At 71.8% G+C, this 18,943-nt stretch carries 17 protein-coding genes; 7 read left to right on the plus strand and 10 right to left on the minus strand.

The features are described 5' to 3' along the window. The first annotated feature begins 53 nt into the window (after positions 1–53). The 5 genes from IH50_RS0107450 (at position 54) to IH50_RS0107470 (ending at position 5,633) form a co-directional block, all read left to right on the plus strand. Positions 54–1,427: an ABC transporter substrate-binding protein gene (locus IH50_RS0107450; protein ID WP_030858618.1), complete on the plus strand. Its 1,374-nt coding sequence runs from the start codon at positions 54–56 to the stop codon at positions 1,425–1,427. After that, entirely contained in the window at positions 1,424–2,365 is a 942-nt protein-coding gene (locus tag IH50_RS0107455; RefSeq protein ID WP_030858620.1) for a carbohydrate ABC transporter permease, read from the plus strand. Before IH50_RS0107450 ends, IH50_RS0107455 begins: the two co-directional genes overlap by 4 nt. Beyond that, complete coding sequence (locus tag IH50_RS0107460; RefSeq protein ID WP_030858622.1) at positions 2,362–3,213, plus strand: carbohydrate ABC transporter permease; 852 nt, start codon at positions 2,362–2,364, stop codon at positions 3,211–3,213. The genes IH50_RS0107455 and IH50_RS0107460 overlap by 4 nt, the downstream gene beginning before the upstream one ends. After that, positions 3,210–4,199, plus strand: a complete 990-nt coding sequence (locus IH50_RS0107465) for a zinc-dependent alcohol dehydrogenase family protein (RefSeq protein ID WP_030858624.1) — start codon at positions 3,210–3,212, stop codon at positions 4,197–4,199. Before IH50_RS0107460 ends, IH50_RS0107465 begins: the two co-directional genes overlap by 4 nt. 240 nt (positions 4,200–4,439) lie before the next feature. Then, a complete protein-coding gene (locus tag IH50_RS0107470; RefSeq protein WP_030858626.1) occupies positions 4,440–5,633 on the plus strand; it encodes a TerD family protein in 1,194 nt (397 codons plus the stop codon). 29 nt (positions 5,634–5,662) lie between these two features. On the opposite strand, the gene IH50_RS0107475 is transcribed toward IH50_RS0107470, so the two are convergent. From IH50_RS0107475 to IH50_RS0107490, 4 genes are all read right to left on the minus strand, one after another. Further along, entirely contained in the window at positions 5,663–6,229 is a 567-nt protein-coding gene (locus IH50_RS0107475) for a TetR/AcrR family transcriptional regulator (RefSeq protein WP_030858628.1), read from the minus strand. A gap of 79 nt (positions 6,230–6,308) precedes the next feature. After that, complete coding sequence (locus IH50_RS0107480; protein WP_030858630.1) at positions 6,309–7,892, minus strand: TROVE domain-containing protein; 1,584 nt, start codon at positions 7,890–7,892, stop codon at positions 6,309–6,311. A 478-nt stretch (positions 7,893–8,370) separates the two neighbouring features. Further along, complete coding sequence (locus tag IH50_RS0107485) at positions 8,371–9,822, minus strand: alkaline phosphatase PhoX (protein ID WP_030858633.1); 1,452 nt, start codon at positions 9,820–9,822, stop codon at positions 8,371–8,373. 383 nt (positions 9,823–10,205) lie between these two features. Continuing rightward, on the minus strand, positions 10,206–11,642 hold the full coding sequence (locus tag IH50_RS0107490; protein ID WP_030858635.1) for a hypothetical protein: 1,437 nt from the start codon (positions 11,640–11,642) through the stop codon (positions 10,206–10,208). A 183-nt stretch (positions 11,643–11,825) separates the two neighbouring features. On the opposite strand from IH50_RS0107490, the gene IH50_RS0107495 reads away from it, so the two are divergent. Beyond that, positions 11,826–13,637, plus strand: coding sequence for an endonuclease/exonuclease/phosphatase family protein (locus tag IH50_RS0107495; protein WP_030858637.1), 1,812 nt, complete (start codon positions 11,826–11,828; stop codon positions 13,635–13,637). A gap of 176 nt (positions 13,638–13,813) precedes the next feature. Here IH50_RS0107495 and IH50_RS0107500 read toward each other — a convergent pair whose 3' ends face one another. Then, positions 13,814–14,158 (minus strand): DUF3618 domain-containing protein, encoded by a 345-nt coding sequence (locus IH50_RS0107500; RefSeq protein WP_030858639.1) that lies wholly within the window; start codon positions 14,156–14,158, stop codon positions 13,814–13,816. Beyond that, entirely contained in the window at positions 14,155–14,571 is a 417-nt protein-coding gene (locus IH50_RS0107505; protein WP_030858641.1) for a phage holin family protein, read from the minus strand. Before IH50_RS0107505 ends, IH50_RS0107500 begins: the two co-directional genes overlap by 4 nt. A gap of 131 nt (positions 14,572–14,702) precedes the next feature. On the opposite strand from IH50_RS0107505, the gene dapA reads away from it, so the two are divergent. Beyond that, entirely contained in the window at positions 14,703–15,590 is an 888-nt protein-coding gene (dapA, locus tag IH50_RS0107510) for a 4-hydroxy-tetrahydrodipicolinate synthase (protein WP_030858643.1), read from the plus strand. On the opposite strand, the gene IH50_RS0107515 is transcribed toward dapA, so the two are convergent. From IH50_RS0107515 to dapD, 4 genes are all read right to left on the minus strand, one after another. Next, positions 15,587–16,807: a hypothetical protein gene (locus tag IH50_RS0107515; RefSeq protein WP_030858645.1), complete on the minus strand. Its 1,221-nt coding sequence runs from the start codon at positions 16,805–16,807 to the stop codon at positions 15,587–15,589. The two genes, dapA and IH50_RS0107515, sit on opposite strands and share 4 nt — an antisense overlap. Beyond that, the gene (locus tag IH50_RS0107520; protein WP_030858647.1) at positions 16,804–17,364 is read right to left on the minus strand and encodes a SigE family RNA polymerase sigma factor; all 561 of its coding nucleotides are present in this window, start codon (positions 17,362–17,364) and stop codon (positions 16,804–16,806) included. Before IH50_RS0107520 ends, IH50_RS0107515 begins: the two co-directional genes overlap by 4 nt. A 167-nt stretch (positions 17,365–17,531) precedes the next feature. Beyond that, positions 17,532–17,771, minus strand: a complete 240-nt coding sequence (locus tag IH50_RS0107525) for a hypothetical protein (protein ID WP_030858649.1) — start codon at positions 17,769–17,771, stop codon at positions 17,532–17,534. A gap of 137 nt (positions 17,772–17,908) precedes the next feature. Continuing rightward, positions 17,909–18,898: a 2,3,4,5-tetrahydropyridine-2,6-dicarboxylate N-succinyltransferase gene (dapD, locus tag IH50_RS0107530; RefSeq protein ID WP_030858651.1), complete on the minus strand. Its 990-nt coding sequence runs from the start codon at positions 18,896–18,898 to the stop codon at positions 17,909–17,911. Positions 18,899–18,943 lie beyond the last annotated feature (45 nt).

Genomic DNA, 18,943 nt, shown 5'->3' on the forward strand with positions numbered 1-18,943 from the left:
CCGATCCACACCGGATCACGCCCGTTATCTCCCTCTATGTCCAGGAGCGATCCATGCGAACCCAGAGCCGACGGAGGCCGCCGCGAGCCACACTCGCCGCGGCCGCCGCAGGGACGCTGCTCGCCCCGCTGCTCTCCGGCTGCTGGGTCGGAGCGGGCGGGGCCGGATCCGGCGGTGACTCCATCAACGTCCTGATGGTCAACAACCCGCAGATGGTCGAGTTGCAGAAGCTGACCGCGGACCACTTCACCGAGGAAACCGGCATCAAGGTCAACTTCACCGTGCTGCCGGAGAACGACGTCCGCGACAAGATCAGCCAGGACTTCGCCAACCAGGCCGGCCAGTACGACGTGGCCACCCTGTCCAACTACGAGATCCCCATCTACGCCCGCAACGGCTGGCTCCACGAGATGGACTCCTACGTCGGTGAGGACGCCTCCTACGACGAGCAGGACGTCCTCAAGCCGATGCGCCAGTCCCTCACCGGCGACGACGGCAAGCTCTACGGCCAGCCCTTCTACGGCGAGTCGTCCTTCCTGATGTACCGCAAGGACATCTTCGAGAAGGAGGGCCTGACCATGCCCGCCGAGCCCACCTGGCGGCAGGTGGCCGACCTCGCCGCCGAACTCGACGGCGCCGAACCGGGCATGAAGGGCATCTGCCTGCGCGGGCTGCCCGGCTGGGGCGAGGTCATGGCCCCGCTGACCACCGTGGTCAACACCTTCGGCGGCACCTGGTTCGACAAGGACTGGAAGGCCCGGCTCGACTCCCCCGAGTGGAAGGAGGCCGTGGAGTTCTACGTCGGCCTGGTCCGCGAGCACGGCGAGTCCGGCGCCCCCCAGGCCGGCTTCGCCGAGTGCCTGAACAACATGACCCAGGGCAAGGTCGCCATGTGGTACGACGCCACCTCCGCGGCCGGCTCCCTGGAGGCCGCCGACTCCCCCGTCAAGGGCAAGGTCGGTTACGCCCCCGCGCCCGTCGAGAAGACCGAGTCCTCCGGCTGGCTCTACACCTGGGCCTGGGGCATCCAGCACGCCTCCCGCAACCCCGACAACGCCTGGAAGTTCGTCTCCTGGGCCTCCAGCAAGGAGTACGAGCAGCTGGTCGGCGACCAGATCGGCTGGTCGAACATCCCGGCCGGAAAGCGCGCCTCCACCTACGCCAACCCCGACTACCGCGCGGAGGCCGCCGCCTTCCAGGAGATGACCAAGGAGGCCATCGAGCAGGCCCGGCCCGACGACCCCGGCGTACAGCCCCGTCCGGCCCCCGGCATCCAGTTCGTCGGCATCCCCGAGTTCACCGATCTCGGCACCAAGGTCTCCCAGGAGATCAGCGCGGCCATCGCCGGACGCCAGTCCGTCGAGTCGGCCCTGAGGAAGTCCCAGCAGCTCGCAGAAGAGATCGCCGAGGAGTACGAGGGACGATGACCGCCACGACAACGGCCCCCGTGGCCGCGCCGGAGACACGCTCCGCCCTCCGCCCGCCCTCCGCCCGGCTGCGCGCCTGGGCCACCCGGGCCCCCCTGCTGCCCGCCCTGATCTTCATGATCGCGGTGACCCAGCTGCCCTTCGTGGCGACGCTGGTGATCTCCTTCTTCGACTGGAACTCCCTCTATCCCGACGCCCGTCACTTCGCCGGCTTCGAGAACTACCAGGAGGTCCTCACCGACGCGGCCCTGCGCAAGTCGGTCTGGACGACGATCCTGCTGACCGTCGCGGTCGTCCTCGCCAGCCTGGTCCTCGGACTGCTGCTCGCCCTGCTGCTGGACCGGAAGTTCCGCGGCCGGGGCATCGTCCGCACCCTGCTCATCGCCCCGTTCCTGGTGGTCCCGGTGGCGGCCGCGCTGCTGTGGAAACACGTCCTCTACAACCCCGAGTACGGACTCCTCAACGGCCTGCTGCACTACGTCGGCGGCCCTCAGCCCGACTGGATCTCCAACACTCCGCTGCTCGCCGTCGAGGCCTCACTGGTGTGGCAGTGGACCCCGTTCATGATGCTGATCCTGCTCGCCGGACTGCAGAGCCGGGACCAGCAGCAGATCGAGGCCGCCCGCGTCGACGGCGCGAGCGACTGGCAGATCTTCGTCCACCTCACCCTGCCCCACCTGCGCCGCTACCTCGAACTGGGCGCCCTGCTCGGCTCGATCTACATCGTGCAGAACTTCGACGCGGTCTTCACCATCACGTCCGGCGGCCTGGGCACCGCCAACCTGCCCTACACCGTCTACCAGACCTTCTACCAGGCCCACGAGAACGGCCTCGCCTCGGCCGCCGGCGTCCTGGTCGTCATCGGCTCCATCATCATCGCGACCTTCGCCCTGCGCGTGGTCTCGTCCCTGTTCCGCGAGGAGGTGTCCCGCGCATGAGCAGCACCACCGTACGCACCGGCGGCCGGTTCCGCGGCGGAGCGGGTCTCGGCCTGGTCGCCTGGCTGGCCGGCATCGTGTTCTTCCTGCCCATCGCCTGGATGGCGCTGACGTCCTTCCACTCCGAGACGGACGCGGCCACCAACCCGCCGTCCTTCACCGCCGCCCTCACCCTCGACGGCTACCGCGAGTTCTTCGGCGCGGACGGCGGCGCCAGCCCCTGGCCTGCGCTGATCAACTCCGCGGTGGCGTCGATCGTGTCGACCCTGTTCGTCCTGGTCCTGGCACTGCCCGCCGCGTACGCCCTGTCCATCCGCCCGGTGAAGAAGTGGACGGACGTCCTCTTCTTCTTCCTCTCCACCAAGATGCTGCCCGTCGTGGCCGGCCTGCTGCCGATCTACCTGTTCGCCAAGAACACGGACATGCTGGACAACATCTGGCTGCTGGTCATCCTCTACACCTCCATGAACCTGCCGATCGCGGTGTGGATGATGCAGTCCTTCCTCGCCGAGGTCCCGGTCGCGATCATCGAGGCCGCGCGGGTGGACGGCGCGAAACTGCCGACGATCCTGGCCCGGGTCGTCGCGCCCATCGCGCTCCCCGGCATCGCCGCCACCTCCCTCATCTGCTTCATCTTCAGCTGGAACGAACTGCTCTTCGCCCGGGTCCTGACGGGCGTGGTCGCCGAGACCGCCCCCGTCTTCCTGACCGGCTTCATCACCAGCCAGGGCCTGTTCCTGGCCAAGGTGTGCGCCGCGTCGCTCGTCATCTCCCTGCCGGTGCTCGCCGCGGGGTTCGCCGCCCAGGACAAACTCGTCCAGGGCCTGTCGTTGGGAGCCGTGAAATGAAGGCCGCCGTCATCGAGTCCGTGGGCAAGGCCGTCGTCGCCGAGGTCCCGGACCCGACACCAGGGCCGCGCGACGTCGTCGTCGAGGTCGCCGCGTGCGGGCTGTGCGGCACGGACCTGCACATCCTCCAGGGCGAGTTCGCGCCGAAGCTGCCGATCGTGCCGGGGCACGAGTTCGCCGGCGAGGTGGTCGGGATCGGCTCCCAGGTCACCGAGGTGTCGCTCGGCGACCGGGTCGCGGTCGACCCCTCCCTGTACTGCCACGAGTGCCGCTACTGCCGCGTCGGCCACAACAACATGTGCGAGCGGTGGGCGGCGATCGGCGTCACCACGGCGGGCGGCGCGGCCCAGTACGCGGTGGCGCCGGTGGCGAACTGTGTGAAGCTCCCGGAGCACGTCCGCACCCAGGACGCGGCGCTGATCGAGCCGCTGTCGTGCGCGGTGCGCGGCTACGACGTGCTCCAGTCGCGTCTCGGCGCGCACGTGCTGATCTACGGGTCCGGGACCATGGGCCTGATGATGCTGGAGCTGGCGAAGCGGACCGGCGCCGCGAGCGTGGACGTGGTGGACCTGAACCCGGCGCGGCTGGAGACGGCGCGGCAGCTGGGGGTCTCCGCGGCGGCGGCGTCGCCGGACGAGCTGGACCGGCCGCAGGGCTGGGACCTCGTCATCGACGCGACGGGCAACGCGGCGGCGATCCAGGACGGCCTGGACCGGGTGGCCAAGGCCGGTACGTTCCTCCAGTTCGGGGTGGCCGACTACGCGACGCGGGTGACGATCGACCCGTACCGGATCTACAACCAGGAGATCACCATCACGGGGTCCATGGCCGTGCTGCACAGCTACGAGCGGGCGGCGGAGCTGTTCGCCGGGGGTGTCCTGGACCCGGACGTCTTCATCAGCGACCGTCTGCCGCTCGACCAGTACCCGCAGGCGCTGGAGCAGTTCGCGTCCGGCGTCGGCAGGAAGATCGTGGTGGTGCCGTAAAGGTTTTCGCCCCCGCCGCTCTTACCCGTCCCATCCCGGGGGCGCTGCCCCCGGACCCCCGCTCCTCAAACGCCGGAGAGGCTGAGATGTAGCCCCTCCGGCGTTTGAGGAGCGGGGTCTGGGGCGGAGCCCCAGGTTCGGGACGGGAAGGGGCGGCGGGGGCGAGATCCCTCCGGCCCGATCGGGCCGGAGGTAAGGGAACGGCAAAACGCCCCCGCTCGTTCACCCGGCATGACCGCAATGACCCCCGGCTCGAACATCCCTCTCCCCGCCGCCCGAGTGACGGTGGACGTCTCCGCGCCCGTGCGGCTCGACGTATCGGGCCTGCTGCTCACCGCCGACGGCAAGGTGCGCTCCGACGACGACTTCATCTTCTACAACCAGCCCGCCGGCCCGGGCGTGACCTACCGGTCCGGCGGCGGCACCGCCCCCGACGCCATCACGGTCGACACCACGGCCGTACCCCCCGGCATCGAGAAGATCGTCGTCACCGCCAGCCCCGACGCCGCCGGCCAGACCTTCCAGGGCATCGAGCCCACCGCCACCCTCCGCAACGCGGACGACAACGCGGTCCTGGCCACCTTCACACCCCCGGCCCTCGGCACCGAGACGGCCCTGGTGGTCGTCGAGATCTACCTGCGCAACGGCGCCTGGAAGGCCCGCGCCGTCGGCCAGGGCTACGCCAACGGCCTGGCCGGCATCGCCACCGACTTCGGCGTCACGGTCGAAGAACCGGCCGCCGCCCCGCCCCAGCCGGCGGCCGCCCCGCAGGCACCCCCCATGCCGGCCGCCGCTCCCACGGCACCCGCCGCGCCCGCCGCTCCCCCGGCCCCGCCCGCCGCCGCCCCCGGCACCGGGAAGATCAACCTCGACAAGGGCCGGGTCAGCCTCCAGAAGAACCAGACCGTCTCCCTGATGAAGGGCGGCAGGCCGCTGCTCTCCCAGGTCAAGATGGGGCTCGGCTGGGAGCCGGCCTACCGCGGCAAGGACATCGACCTCGACGCCTCGGTCATCGCCTACGGCCCGCAGCGCAACCACATCGACAGCTGCTACTTCGGCAAGCTCCAGATCGTCAACGGCGCGATCCGCCACTCCGGCGACAACCTCACCGGCGAGGGCGGCGGCGACGACGAGGTGATCACCGTCGACCTCGGACGCCTCCCCCAGGACGTCTCCGGCCTGGTCTTCACGGTCAACTCCTTCTCCGGCCAGAAGTTCACCGAGGTCGCCAAGGCGTACTGCCGCCTCCTGGACGCCACCACGGGCGAGGAGCTGGTCCGCTTCGACCTCACCAGCGCCGAACCGCAGACGGGCGTGATGATGGCGAAGCTGATCCGCCAGTACTCCGGCGAGTGGGAGATGACCGCGATGGGCGACTTCGTGAAGTCCCGCACCGTACGGGGGATGGTGAAGCCGGCCGCCCAGGCGCTGTGACCACTCCGCGAGCCGTCGGGCGCCCCCGCTCAGGGGGCGTCCGGGGCCCGCAGTCCGGTCATCAGCAGCTCCAGGTACCGGCGGATCTGCGTGCCCTCCCCGCCCGCCAGCTCCGAGGCCGTCGCCACCCCGTGGGCCAGCCGCAGCACGTCGACGGGCTCGACGTCGCGCCGCAGCACGCCCGCCTCCCGCGCCGCCCCGACCAGCCGGTCCACCGCGCTCTTCAGCGGATCGCAGCACTCCGTGCCGCCGTCCCCGACGGCGGCGCCCAGCAGCGCCCGCAGTCCCCGGATCCGGAGCATCCCGGCGCCGAGTTCGTTCAGCCACTCCACCAGCGCCTCGCCCGGCGGCAGCCGCCCGGCCAGGTCGCCGGCCCGCGCCGCGATCGACTCGATGCGGTCGACGTACGCGGCCTCCAGCAGCGCCTGCCGCGTGGGGAAGTGCCGGTAGAGCGTGCCGGACCCGACGCCCGCCCGCTTGGCGATGTCGTCGAGCGAGGCGCCCTCACCGTGCGCGGCGAACGCCTCCACCGCGGCCTCCAGCAGCAGTTCGCGATTGCGGCGGGCGTCCGCGCGCATGGACCTGACCTGCGCCATCAGCCACTCCTCACCCCGGGAACCCTCCCCGTACCCTACCGAGCGGGCAGCGGGGAGGGTCCCGGAACGGAGCACCGCCTCACACGGCCCACGGCCAGTCGGCGTCCCGGCCGGCCTCCAGCAGCGGAACCATCCGGAAGGCCGCGTCGGAGAGACCGCCGAAGGTGTGCCGGTTCGCGGTGCCCGACGGGCCGTGGCCCGCACGGTACCCGGCGAGGTTCCAGGTGTAGACCGGCACGTCCGCCGGGACCTGCTCGGTCGGGTCGCCGTGGTGGCTGTGGGCGTACTGCTCGTCGGTGACGATCAGCACCCGGTCGTGCCGCCGGTAGTGCCGGCGCACCGCCCCGGTGGTGTCGGTGCCGCCGAGGTCGCCGAACCGGCCGAGGATCCTCAGCACCGACTCGCCCCGGCGGAACGGCACCGGCCTGCTCGTCGAGCCGAACTCGACGAGGTCCGCCTTCCGGGCCCGCAGCGCGAGCGCCGTGCCGAAGACCGCCGCCGCGTCCGCGCGGGTGAGCTCGGAGCGGTCCGACATCCGCGAGTAGAACATCGAGCCGGAGCGGTCGACGAGCACCAGGGTGCGGCCGGGCAGCGCGGGCACGTTGGCCAGCGAGTGGCCGAGCGCCTGCTCCAGCGGGTACGACCAGCGCAGCGACGGCGCGTGCCGGTACGCGGCGAGGTACCGGAAGGGGAACTGCCGGGACTTCGCGACCTCCGCCGGGTCGGCGATGCGGGCGGCGACCCGCGCCGCTGCTTCGTCGGAGACCCCGGCCTCGTCGAAGTTCCGCAGATTCCGGATCAACGCCATCGCCCCCATGGAGGGAATCATGGCCTCCCAGGCCGCCTTGTCCATCGGCCCCTGGAGCCAGCCCGCCAGCGCCTCCCAGGTGATGCCCGCAGCCGCGAGCCGCTCGGCCCCGTCGGGTGCCGTGACGACCGCGCGCCGCTCCGCGACGGGCAGTGCCATCAGCTCGCGGTGCGCGGTGAGGACACGGTCCGAGGCGGGTGGCACCGCGGTGTCCGGGTTGTGCCGGCGGTCGAGGGCGTACCGGAACAGCTCTCCCTGCCACGGCTTGTCCGGGTCGGGGGCCGCGTGCACCAGGTTGAGGATGTCGCCGAAGCGGTAGCCCTTGGACGCGGTGTCGTACTTCAGCAGGGACTTGCCGCCGTAGAGCCGTCGTACGGCGTCGGCGAGACCGCGCTTGACGGGCTTGGGGATGCCGCGCCCGTACCGGGCGGTCCAGTACGCGAGGAGTTCACCGGGCTCGTCGGGGCGCCGCAGTACGGAGTCCACGACCTGCCGGTTCGACGGGCCGCCGGTCGCGCCGGCGTCCAGGCGGGCCTTGACGTACTCGGCGGCGCCCACGATCGACGCGGTCCGCAGGTTGCCCTCGCCGCGCAGCCAGCCGAGCAGCCCGGCCGTCCAGGACGGGTCGCTCACGGCGAGCTCGCGCACGAGCTTCGCGAACCGGTCGTCGCGGTCGTCACCGGTCTCGTAGAAGGCCCGCTGCGTCACGAAATGGGACACGGCGAGCAGGAAAAGCTCGGAGCGCGGCTCCCGCTCGCGGCCCCGGCCGCCCTCGTAGGTACGCAGCACACGGCCGGTCGACGTCACGCGCGACGCCGGCTGCGCCTTGGCGGTCCGGATGTTGAATCGCGCCATGGTGAATTCCCCCGAATTCTTTTCGCTGTCGGAGGGAGGCGCGACAAAGGAGGGTGCCCGAGAAACGAGTCGGCCGCGGAACAAGTCGGGCGCGTCTTCCACTTCCGCCACACCGGCCCGAAGCCGATGACGGGATTCGAACCCGCAGTGAACCCGATCCGAGAAGTACCCGCTGCCTGCGCACCGGGCACCCACCAAATGCCGCACCTCCCGAGATCAAGTCGGCGGCGGCCTGGATTCGTCTGCGGCGAAGGAGCCGTCGCCCGCGCACCGGGAGGTACGTGAAGTTGTGGTGTCCAGAGATCGAGGCCGGCGGAACCAACGATGGTGCTCTAACCCCTGAGCTACACCGGCGCGTTGTGCCGGTGACGGGACTCGAACCCGTGACCGCCCCATGATGAGTGGAAGTAGGTCCTGCCTTCGCACCTGGACGTGCATCACTCTAGGAGGGCGGCCCTCGGCCGGGCGAGCGAATTAATCAGCGGCGCTTCTGCCGCTTCCAGGGCCCGGTGATGGCGAGCATGATGCCGGGTTCCTGGATGTTGGCGTACAGGGTCTTGCCGTCGGGGGAGAAAGTGACGCCGGTGAATTCGCTGAACTCGGGCTCCTCCTCGGTGCCGATGTTCAGTTCGTTGCGGGCGATGGGGTAGGTGCGTCCGCTGTCGGTGGCGCCGAACAGGTGCTGCGCGCCCTCGCCGTCCTCGGCGATGATCAGGCCGCCGTACGGCGAGACGGTGATGTTGTCCGGGCCGTCGAAGGCACCGTCCCCGGACGGGTCCCGGTCGGCGCCGAGCAGGACCTTCAGGGTCAGCGTGCGGCGCCTGGGGTCGTAGAACCAGACCTGGCCGTCGTGCCGCACGGGGCTCTCCTCGCGGGCGTACGAGGAGACGATGTACGCCCCGCCGTCACCCCACCACATACCCTCCAGCTTGCGGGCGCGGGTGACCTCGCCCTCCGCGAACTGCTCACGCACGTCGACGGTCCGCGCGTCGCGGTCGGGTACGTCCACCCAGTCGACGCCGTACACCGTGCCGGTCCTCGTGGCGCGGGAGAGGTCGTCGACGTACCGGCCGCCGGAGTCGTAGCACTTGGGCGCCTGGAGGACGCCGGCGTCGTCGGCGAGGGTGCGGAACCTGCCGGGGCCGTGGCGGAAGTCCTCCGGCGGGGTCCAGCGGTAGAAGAGGCCGTTGGGCTCGTCGGCGTCCTCGGTGAGGTAGGCGTGGCCGCGCTTGACGTCGATGACGACGGCCTCGTGGTCGTAACGGCCGAAGAACTTCAGCGGCTTGGGGTCGCGGTTGGCGCGCCGGTCGGCGGGGTCGACCTCGAAGACGTAGCCGTGGTCCTTGGTCATGCCGTTCTGGCCGGCCCGGTCGGAGTTCTCCTCACAGGTGAGCCAGGTGCCCCAGGGGGTGCTGCCGCCGGCGCAGTTGTTGGCGGTGCCGGCGATGCCGACCCATTCGGCGACGCTGCCGTCGCGGCGCACCTCGACGACGGTGCAGCCACCGGGGGCGGCCGGGTCGTAGACCAGGCCCTCGGCGAGCGGGACGGGGAACTCCCGTTCGTCGCGCGGGCCGTCCATCTCGTGGTTGTTGACCAGGAGGGTGCTGCCGCGAGGTCCGGGGAAGGCGGCGGTGCCGTCGTGGTCGGCGGGCGTGAACTCCCCCGATTCCAGGCGGGTTCTACCGGTGTGGGTGAGGACGCGGTAGGTGAACCCGGCGGGCAGGGCGAGGAGTCCGGCCGGATCCGCGACGAGCGGCCCGTACCCGACCCCGTCGTGCCGTCCGGCCGCTGCCCCGGCGCCTTCGTCCACGCTCTCGGTGTCGGTGACCGCGAGGGCGTGGGGCGCGGAGGCGAGGGCGGCCACACTGCCCGCCAGCGTGACACCGGCGAGCGCGGACGTCCTGGTGAAGTCCCTGCGGGTGAGCGACATGCTGTCTCCTGTGGCGTGGCCGGTCCGTGGAGGGTGGCGAACCTCGTGCGCCCGCCACACTCCCGCCCATGCCTGAACGCCGGTTGAACACCAGGAGTCACGGTGGTTCTCCCTTGCGTGAACCACCCGGCCCCCGCACGGCACCGGGCGCATGCCGCTGTCGCGGCGCGGAGAATTCCCGCCCCCCTCCGGTCCTTTCCCGTCCCTGGAAGCCGGCCCCTCGGCCCCCCGCTGCGCCCACACGGCAAAGCCGCATGCCGGCACGGCCCCGCGCACATCGCGCCGCCCGGCCGCCGGTCACGCGAGCGCGAACGGCACGGCGCAGGTGCCCGGCCCGCTGAGCGGCCGCCGGCTCGGTCACGCGCGCGCGAGCGGCGCGGCGTTCAGCTCCCGTGCTGCGACCGCGCCTTGAACGCCGCCTTCCTCGCTTCCTTCGCGATCCGCTTGTCGGGGTGCAGCCGCCCCATGGCCTCCAGCACGTCCGCGGTGGCCGGGTGCTCCACCCGCCAGGCCGTGTCGAAGAAGCCGCCGTGCTGCCGCGCCAGCCCCTCCACCAGGGAGCGCAGTTCCTCGGAGTTGCCCTCGGCGGCGAGCTGGGCGGCGACCGTGTCGATGGTCAGCCAGAAGATCAGGGCCTCGGACGGCGGCGGCACGTCGGCCGCCCCGTGCTCGGCCAGCCACACCCGGGCCAGCCCGCCGAGTTCGGGATCGTCCAGCACCTCCCGCAGCGCGGGCTCCGCCGCCGTACCGACCAGTGACAGCGCCTGCTGGCACCGCAGCCGCCGCAGCGGCGCGCCCTGGTCCGCCCCGCGTGCCGCCGCCAGCAGCTCGCGTGCGGCCTGGAGCGGATCACGCCGGTCCAGCCACTGCGCGGTCTCCGCGTGGGCGGCGGCCGGCGGGAAGTCCGCGGTGCCGTCGAGCAGCGCGTCCGCGCCCTTGTCCACGAGGTCGCCGACGGCCGGCGCCTCGAACCCGGCCTCCAGCAGCCGGGCGCGCAGTCCGTACAGTCCGAGCGGGGTCAGCCGCACCATGCCGTACCGGGCGACGTCGGTGTCGTCGACCGGCGCGGCGGGCTCCTCGTCGGCGTCGGCCATCAGCGCCTCGTCCACCGGCCGGTACTCCACGAGCCCGGCCGGCTCCAGCATGCGGAACTGGTCGTCCAGCCGCATCATCGCGTCGGAGATCCGCTCCAGGACGTCGTCGGTGGGTTCGGCCATGTCCTCGGGCACGATCACCGACGCGGCCAGCGCGGGCAACGGCACCATCGTCCCGTCGGCGTCCTCCCCGCCCACGGTCAGCAGGTAGAGGTTCCCGAGCACGCCGTCGAGGAACTCCGCCTCGGCCTCCGGGTCCCAGCCCAGCGCGTCGAAGTCGATCTCCCCGGGCCCCTCCCCCTCGGCGAGGGCGTCGGCCAGTCCGTCCAGGTCCGGAACGCTCGCGTCATCGAGCACCGTCTCCAGGGCCGCGAGCCACACTCCGAGCACGTCCTGCGGCGACCCCCCGGTGAGCACCCCCAGCCCGTCCCCCGCGGTGACGGTCCCCTCCTCCTCGTCGACCACCTCGACGAGCCCGGTGTCCACGGCGACGCGCCAGGCCTCACTGGCGTCGGCGGCGGCGTCCTCCCCGGTCAGCCCCAGCTCCGCGGCGGCCGCCGGCAGCTGCTCGTCGACGAGCCCGGCGCCGGCGTCGACCCTGGTGTCCGGTCCGGCCCAGCGGGCGAGCCGGGCGGCCCGGGAGAGCACCGGGGTGGACAGGGCGTCGTGCGCCAGCTCCGCTTCGGGGCGCAGCCGCGCAGGCGGCAGGATGGAGCTGTCTGACATCGGCTGTTTCTCCTAGGCCTCTCACGACTCGGCCACTCAGCCTAGACGGATTTCCCCCCATGCCGCCCGCTTCATCTCCTCTTCAGCGGGCGTACATGGCCGGAACCTTGACAAGTGGCGGGGCCCGGCTGGAGATTGACGCGCGTAGAAGAGGGTGGGTCACACGTCCCGGGAGGGAATCCGTTGCCGAGAAAGTCCGCGCGTCTCGCCGCGCTCACCGTCGCCGCCGCATGTTCCGCGGCGTCCGCCGTCGTCCTCACGTCGCCCGCGCACGCCGACACGGTGCGCGTCCATGACATCCAGGGCGACACCCGCACCTCACCGCTGGCCGGGCAGCAGGTCACCGGCGTGACCGGCATCGTCACCGGCGTCCGTACCTACGGTTCGTCCCGCGGCTTCTGGATCCAGGATCCCGCCCCGGACGCCGACCCGGCCACCAGCGAGGGCGTCTTCGTCTTCACGAGTTCCACCCCGAAGGGTGTGGCGGTCGGCGACGCCGTCACCGTCTCCGGCACGGTCTCGGAGTACGTCCCCGGCGGCACGTCCTCGGGCAACCAGTCCCTGACGGAGATCACCCGCCCCACGTTCACGGTCACCTCCAGCGGCAACCCGCTGCCGGCCGCCACCACCCTCGACGCGCGTTCCGTCCCCGCCGCCTACACCCCCGAGCCGAACGGCTCGGTCAACGCGCTTCCCCTGCGCCCCGCCCGGTACGCCCTGGACCTCTACGAGTCACTGGAGGGCATGACCGTCCAGGTCTCCGACACGCGCGTGGTGGGCGCCACCGACCCGTACACCGAACTCTGGGTCACGGTGAAGCCGTACGAGCACCGCAACCGCCGGGGCGGCACGGTCTACGGCTCCTACGACGCCCAGAACACCGGCCGCCTCCAGATCCAGTCGCTGGGCAAGGCGTCCGACTTCCCCGACGCGAACGTCGGCGACACCCTCGCCGGCACCACCGCGGGCCCCCTGGACTACAACCAGTACGGCGGCTACACCCTCGTGGCGAGCGAGCTGGGCACGCTCGAGAGCGCGGGTCTGCGGCGCGAGACGACCCGCGAGCAGCGCGGCACCGAACTGGCCGTCGCCACCTACAACGTCGAGAACCTCGACCCGGGCGACGACACCTTCGCCGCCCACGCCGCGGCGATCGTGAACAACCTCAGGTCGCCCGACATCGTGTCCCTGGAGGAGATCCAGGACAACAACGGCGCCACCGACGACGGTACGGTCGCCGCCGACCTGACGATGGCCAGGCTGATCGAGGCCATCGAGGCGGCGGGCGGTCCCCGTTACGACTGGCGCTCCATCGACCCCGCCGACAAGCAGGACGGCGGTGAACCGGGCGGCAACATCCGCCAGGCCTTCCTCTTCAACCCGGCGCGGGTCTCCTTCACGGACCGTGCCGGCGGTGACGCCACGACCGCCACCGGCGTCACGAAGATCCGCGGCAAGGCGGCCCTGACCCTCTCCCCCGGCCGCGTCGACCCGACGTCCGAGGCCTTCGACGACAGCCGCAAGCCGCTCGCCGGCGAGTTCACCTTCCGGGGCCGCACGGTCATCGTCATCGCCAACCACTTCGCCTCGAAGGGCGGCGACCAGGGCCTGACCTCCCAGTACCAGCCCCCGGTCCGCGGCTCGGAGACCCAGCGCCATCTCCAGGCGAAGGCCGTCCACGACTTCACGGCGAAGATCCTCAAGACCCAGAAGAACGCCGACGTGGTGGCCCTGGGCGACATCAACGACTTCGAGTTCTCGGAGACGACGGAGATCCTCGAAGGCAGGGGGACCCTCTGGTCGGCGGTCAAGTCCCTCCCCCGGTCCGAGCGCTACTCCTACGTCTACCAGGGCAACAGCCAGGCCCTGGACCAGATCCTGATCAGTCCGTCCATCCGCCGCGGCGCCTTCACGTACGACAGCGTGCACATCAACGCGGAGTTCCACGACCAGATCAGCGACCACGACCCGCAGGTGCTGCGCTTCCGCCCGTAGGGAGGAACAGCCGCCCACGGCGGTGAGGGGACGGGGCGGAGGTGTCCGCCCGCCGCGGCCGGCGCGTCGGCCCGGGCGCCTGAGGGCGCCCGGGCCGCGCCGGACCGAGGACGGGTACTCCCGGCCCGTCCCCGCCCCCACGCCGCCGAAGGCGCCGCGCCGTGGGTACGGACGGCTCAATGCCGATGGCGCCGCACCATCACCGCACCCGCCACGACCGCGGCCACCGCGCCGGCGATCATCACCGGCTTGCGATGCCGCATGCCGACCTCCCCGGCGTGGGCCGCACCGCTCCGCATCTGCACGGTCATCGCCCCGGCCCGGTCCCGAAGGTCGTCGGCCCGCGCCCGCGCCCGTGCCCTCACATCCATCTTCCCGGCCAACTCCTCCACGGTGTCGCCGAGTTCATGCCGCGTCCGCTCGATCTCCCGCCGCAGCTCGTCCGGTCCCTTGGCCCCGCGCCCCGCGGCCTCCGCGTCCGCATCCACATGGGACCCCGCGCGCCTCATGTCGTGCGTCATCGGTGCGCCCTTCCCTTGATCTCCTCGACATCGGCCTTCACGCTGCCCAGCGTCCGCTCGGGTTTGGGCGGCGTGGCCCGGCGCAACTGTCCACGACCGGCGAGAGCGAGCACACCGGCGATGGCGAACAGCAGTCCCGTGACGACGAGCGCCGCCGCCCACAGCGGCAGCACCAGGTCCAGCGCGGCGACACCCGTACCGGCCAGCGCGAGCAGCCCCGCATAACCGAACGCCCCCGCCGCACCCAGCATCCCGCCGCCGCGCCCCGCGCGGCGCCCCTTCTCCGCCAGCTCCTCCTTGGCGAGCGCCACTTCCTGCCGTGCGAGCCGGGAGATCTGCTCGGTGGCCTGTCCGACGAGCTCACCCACGCTGTGCTCGTCGCGAACCGGCCGTCGCTCGATGGTTCCGGTCACGATGCGCCTCCTCTCGGGTCGGGAACCCCGGGTACCCCCACCACACCGGCGCTATCCATAAAGCAACGCTTACCGGTAACAGGCACAACATGTAAGTAGACCTTCACCGCTCCTCGCCGGACACTACCCCCATGACCCCACCCCTCGGCCGCACCCTGTGCGCGATGATCACCCCGTTCACCCCCGCCGGCGCACTCGACCCGGACGGCGCCCAGCACCTGGCCGACCACCTGGTCACCCACGGCTGCGACGGCCTGGTCCTTTCGGGAACCACGGGCGAGTCCCCCACCACCACCGACGCGGAGAAGTCGTCCCTCATCAGGGCGGTACGCCAGGCCGTCGGCACCCGGGCGACGATCGTCGCGGGCGTCGGCACCCCCGACACGGCCCACACCGTACGACTGGCCCGCGAGGCGGAGAAGGCGGGCGCGGACGCCCTCCTGGTGTCGGCCCCGTACTACAGCAGACCCCCGCAGGACGCGATCGAGGCCCACTTCCTCGACGTCGCGGAGGCCACCTCCCTCCCCCTCGCCCTGTACGACATCCCGTCCCGCACCGGAGTCCGCATCGAGCCGGACACCCTTCTCCGCCTGGCGGAACATCCCCGCGTCCAGGCGGTCAAGGACTGCTCGTACGACTTCCTGGCCGCCCAGAAGGTCATGTCCCGCACCGGCCTCGCGTACTACGCGGGCTGCGACGAACACAACCTGGCCCTCTACGCGGTGGGCGCCGCCGGCTGCGTCAGCACGGTCGCCAACGTGGCCCCCGCCCGCATCCGCGCCGTACTGGACGCCTTCGACGCGGGCGACACGACGAGGGCGGCCCGCCTCCAGCACCGGGCCACCCCCCTCATCGAGGCGATGATGGCGGACGGCCTCCCCGGCACGGTCACCGCGAAGGCCCTCCTCACCGCCCTGGGTCTCCCCGCAGGCCCGGTCCGCCCACCGCTGAGGCCTGCCGACCGGAGGACGACCGACGGGCTCAGGGCGGCACACGCGCTCCTGACGGAACCCGGCTAGGAGCGACGCTCGACGAAGACCGGCTCCCACTCCACCGTCCCGAACGCCTCGTCCGGCTCACGCACCCCGCTGAGCGGTACGACCTTCTCGCTGCCGATGGTGACCAGTACCAGCCGCGGCCGGTACTCCTCCGACCCGGGAGCCCGCTCCCAGGCGATGAGCCGCCGGTCGTCCACCCAGGCGAGCAGTTGCGCCCCGCGCACCCGGGCGATCTCCTCGCCCGTGTACGGATCACGGATCCCGGACCAGGACGTGTCCTTGGCCTCGGCCGTCAGACCGAGCGCGGCCAGCTTGCCGTCGGGTGACAGCCGCGCGGAGACGTCGGACCGCAGGTGCCGTTCGTTCGCGGGCGCGGGAACCGTGTCCCCGTCGAGGTCGTGGAACTGCTGCAGTCCGTCCTTGCCCCCGATGACCTGCGAGTACACGAGCCGGCCGTCCCGGGAGAACGAGAAGTCCTGCCGCCCGTTGATGTCCCGGCGGTCCGCGACCGGGCTCCAGTCGCCCCTGCCGTCGGCCGCGTCCAGGACGTAGAAGCCGCTCCGGGACGAGTGGCTGCCGAACGGCGACACCCAGGCCATGTCTCCGGAAGAACCCTTCACCCGCGTGATCAGATCGGGGTGTTCACCGTAGGTCGTGGCGACGAGCCTGCTCCCGTCGCGCGAGTAGGCGAGGCCGCCGACTCCGCGGTCGACGGTGATCCACCGGTCGACGCGTCCCGAGGCCAGGTCGAGGATGCCGATCCGCCGGGCGGGCAACGTCCGCTCCAGTACGGCCGCGGTACGCGCACCGGGCGCCACGGCGACGAACGACCACCGGTCGTCCTTCTCGTACGTCCCGGTCTCCGGGTCGAGCAGCCAGTAGGTACGGGTCAGCACCCCTCGGTCGCCCGACCGGGCCACAGGTTCCGCCCTGTAGTAGGCGGCCAGCACGGACCGCCCGGCCGCGATCGCGTCGCGCGGCGGCGACTGGTCCGGGTGCGCGGATACACCGCTCCCGTCGAGGACGGACGCGGGGCGGACGTCCTCCTTCCCGGTGTCCAGCAGCGGTACTCCGACGGCGACCGCGACGACGGCCGCCACGGCGGCGGCGACGGCGACCAGCCCGCGGACCCGGCGCCGCCGTACCGCCAGCACCCGGTCGGCGAATCCCGGTCCGGGCGCGGTCAGTTCCGCCGCCTGTTCACGCAACGCGTCACGCACGAGTTCGTCGACGTTCACGACCGCACCTCCACGGGTGAGTGGTCACCGGACGGCCGTCGCCCGGCCTCGGACCGGCCGAGGGAGCGCAGTTCGGGCGCGAGGGCGCGCAGCCGGGCCAGGGAACGGTGGGTGGTGGACCGCACCGTGCCCACCGAGCAGCCCAGGATGCGGGCCACCTCGGCTTCGGGAAGGTCCTCGAAATAGCGCAGTACCAGCATGGTGCGCTGGCGCGCGGTCAGCCGGGCCAGCGCGCCCCGCATCAGCAGGCGCAGTTCCGCGTCGGCCGAGACGGCGCCCCCGTCCGTACCCGCTTCCGGCGGTTGGGCCACGCTGAGTTCCCGCCCGCGCCGTTTCAGCCGCCAGCGGCTGATCTGCTGCCGGTAGAGGATCTGCCGTACGTACGCCTCGGGTTCGTCGATGCGGTGCCAGCGGCCCACCGCCTTGATCAGCGCGTTCTGCAGCAGGTCCTCGCCCGCGTGCCGGTCGCCGCCGCTCAGCAGGACCGCGGTCTTCAGCAGCGCGGACGACCGGTTCGCCACGAACTCCCGGAAACTCTCCTGCGCCTGGTCATCCATCGTCACCTTCTCTTCACCCGGGAGCGGCCCCTGTGTCCGCTCCCCGCGCCCCTATGGACGCGCGCGGGCGGCTCCCGCTATGCCACCGCGCAGCGACTTCACAGAAAAAGGCGGGCCGGACCGCGTCACGTTTCCACGCGCTGCGGTCCGGCCCGCCGAAGCGGCCCTCAGTCCCAGGCGTACCCGTCCCCGAACAGCAGGGTGTGTTCCAGTACGTCCTCGGCGGGGTCGTCGATCTGACCGACGTTGGCGTTGATCAGTCCGACGCGGTGACCGTTGTGGGAGGCCGTGTTGGTCTCGTCCGCGTGTGCGGAACCGGCCAGTGTGCCGCACAGCATCAGCACGGCCACCACTCCCATCACTCCGACCGCACAGCGGAACACGCCCCACACCCACTCGTTCGTCATCGCCCGTTCGTCCCCATTTCTGTATGTCAGTCGTCCCGGCTTCTGATCGGACCCTGTGTCCACCCGTTCATCTGCCAAAACGACCCCGAAGTCACGGGGAGTAACCCGTACGAGAGCGTACGGGGGTGACGGCCGGCTCAGTTGTGGCTGTGCAGGACCTCGTTCAGGCCGCCCCAGACCGCGTTGTTCGGGCGGGCCTCGACGGCGCCGGTGACGGAGTTGCGGCGGAACAGGATGTGGGAGGCGCCGGACAGTTCACGGGCCTTGACGACCTCACCGTCGGGCAGGGTGACGCGGGTGCCCGCGGTGACGTACAGGCCGGCCTCGACCACGCACTCGTCGCCGAGGGCGATACCGACGCCCGCCTCGGCGCCGACCAGGCAGCGTTCGCCGATGGTGATGCGCACGTTGCCGCCACCGGAGAGGGTGCCCATGGTGGAGGCGCCGCCGCCGATGTCGGAGCCGTCGCCGACGACGACACCGGCCGAGATACGGCCCTCGACCATCGACGTGCCGAGCGTGCCGGCGTTGAAGTTGACGAAGCCCTCGTGCATGACGGTGGTGCCCTCGGCGAGGTGCGCGCCGAGCCGTACGCGGTCGGCGTCGGCGATGCGGACGCCCTTGGGGGCGACGTAGTCCGTCATGCGGGGGAACTTGTCGACGGAGGTGACGGCCAGGTGCAGGCCCTCGGCGCGGGCGTTGAGCCGCACCTTCTCCAGGTCGTCCACGGCGACCGGGCCGAGGGAGGTCCAGGCGACGTTGGCGAGGTGGGCGAAGATACCGTCCAGGTTCTGGCCGTGCGGCCGGACCAGGCGGTGGGAGAGCAGGTGGAGGCGCAGGTAGACGTCGTGGGCGTCGACGGGCTTCTCGGCGAGCGAGGAGATGACCGTGCGGACCGCGACCACCTCGACGCCGCGGCGGGCGTCCGGACCGACCGCCGCGGTGGCGCCGCCGCCCAGAAGTTCGGCGGCCTGCTCGGCGGAGAGCCGCTCGGTGCCGGACGGGCCGGGCTCGTCGGCCAGGACGGGGGCGGGGAACCAGGTGTCGAGAACGGTGCCGTCGGCGGCGACGGTGGCGAGGCCGGCGGCCACCGCGCCGGAGGTGCTGTGAGCAGTCGTGTCGGTCATGAGGGCAACCTAACCAACCGGCGGCCACGGACGCGAACCGGTGCG

Origin of the sequence: Streptomyces sp. NRRL S-37, from assembly GCF_000721605.1 — a bacterium.
GTDB lineage: Bacteria > Actinomycetota > Actinomycetes > Streptomycetales > Streptomycetaceae > Streptomyces.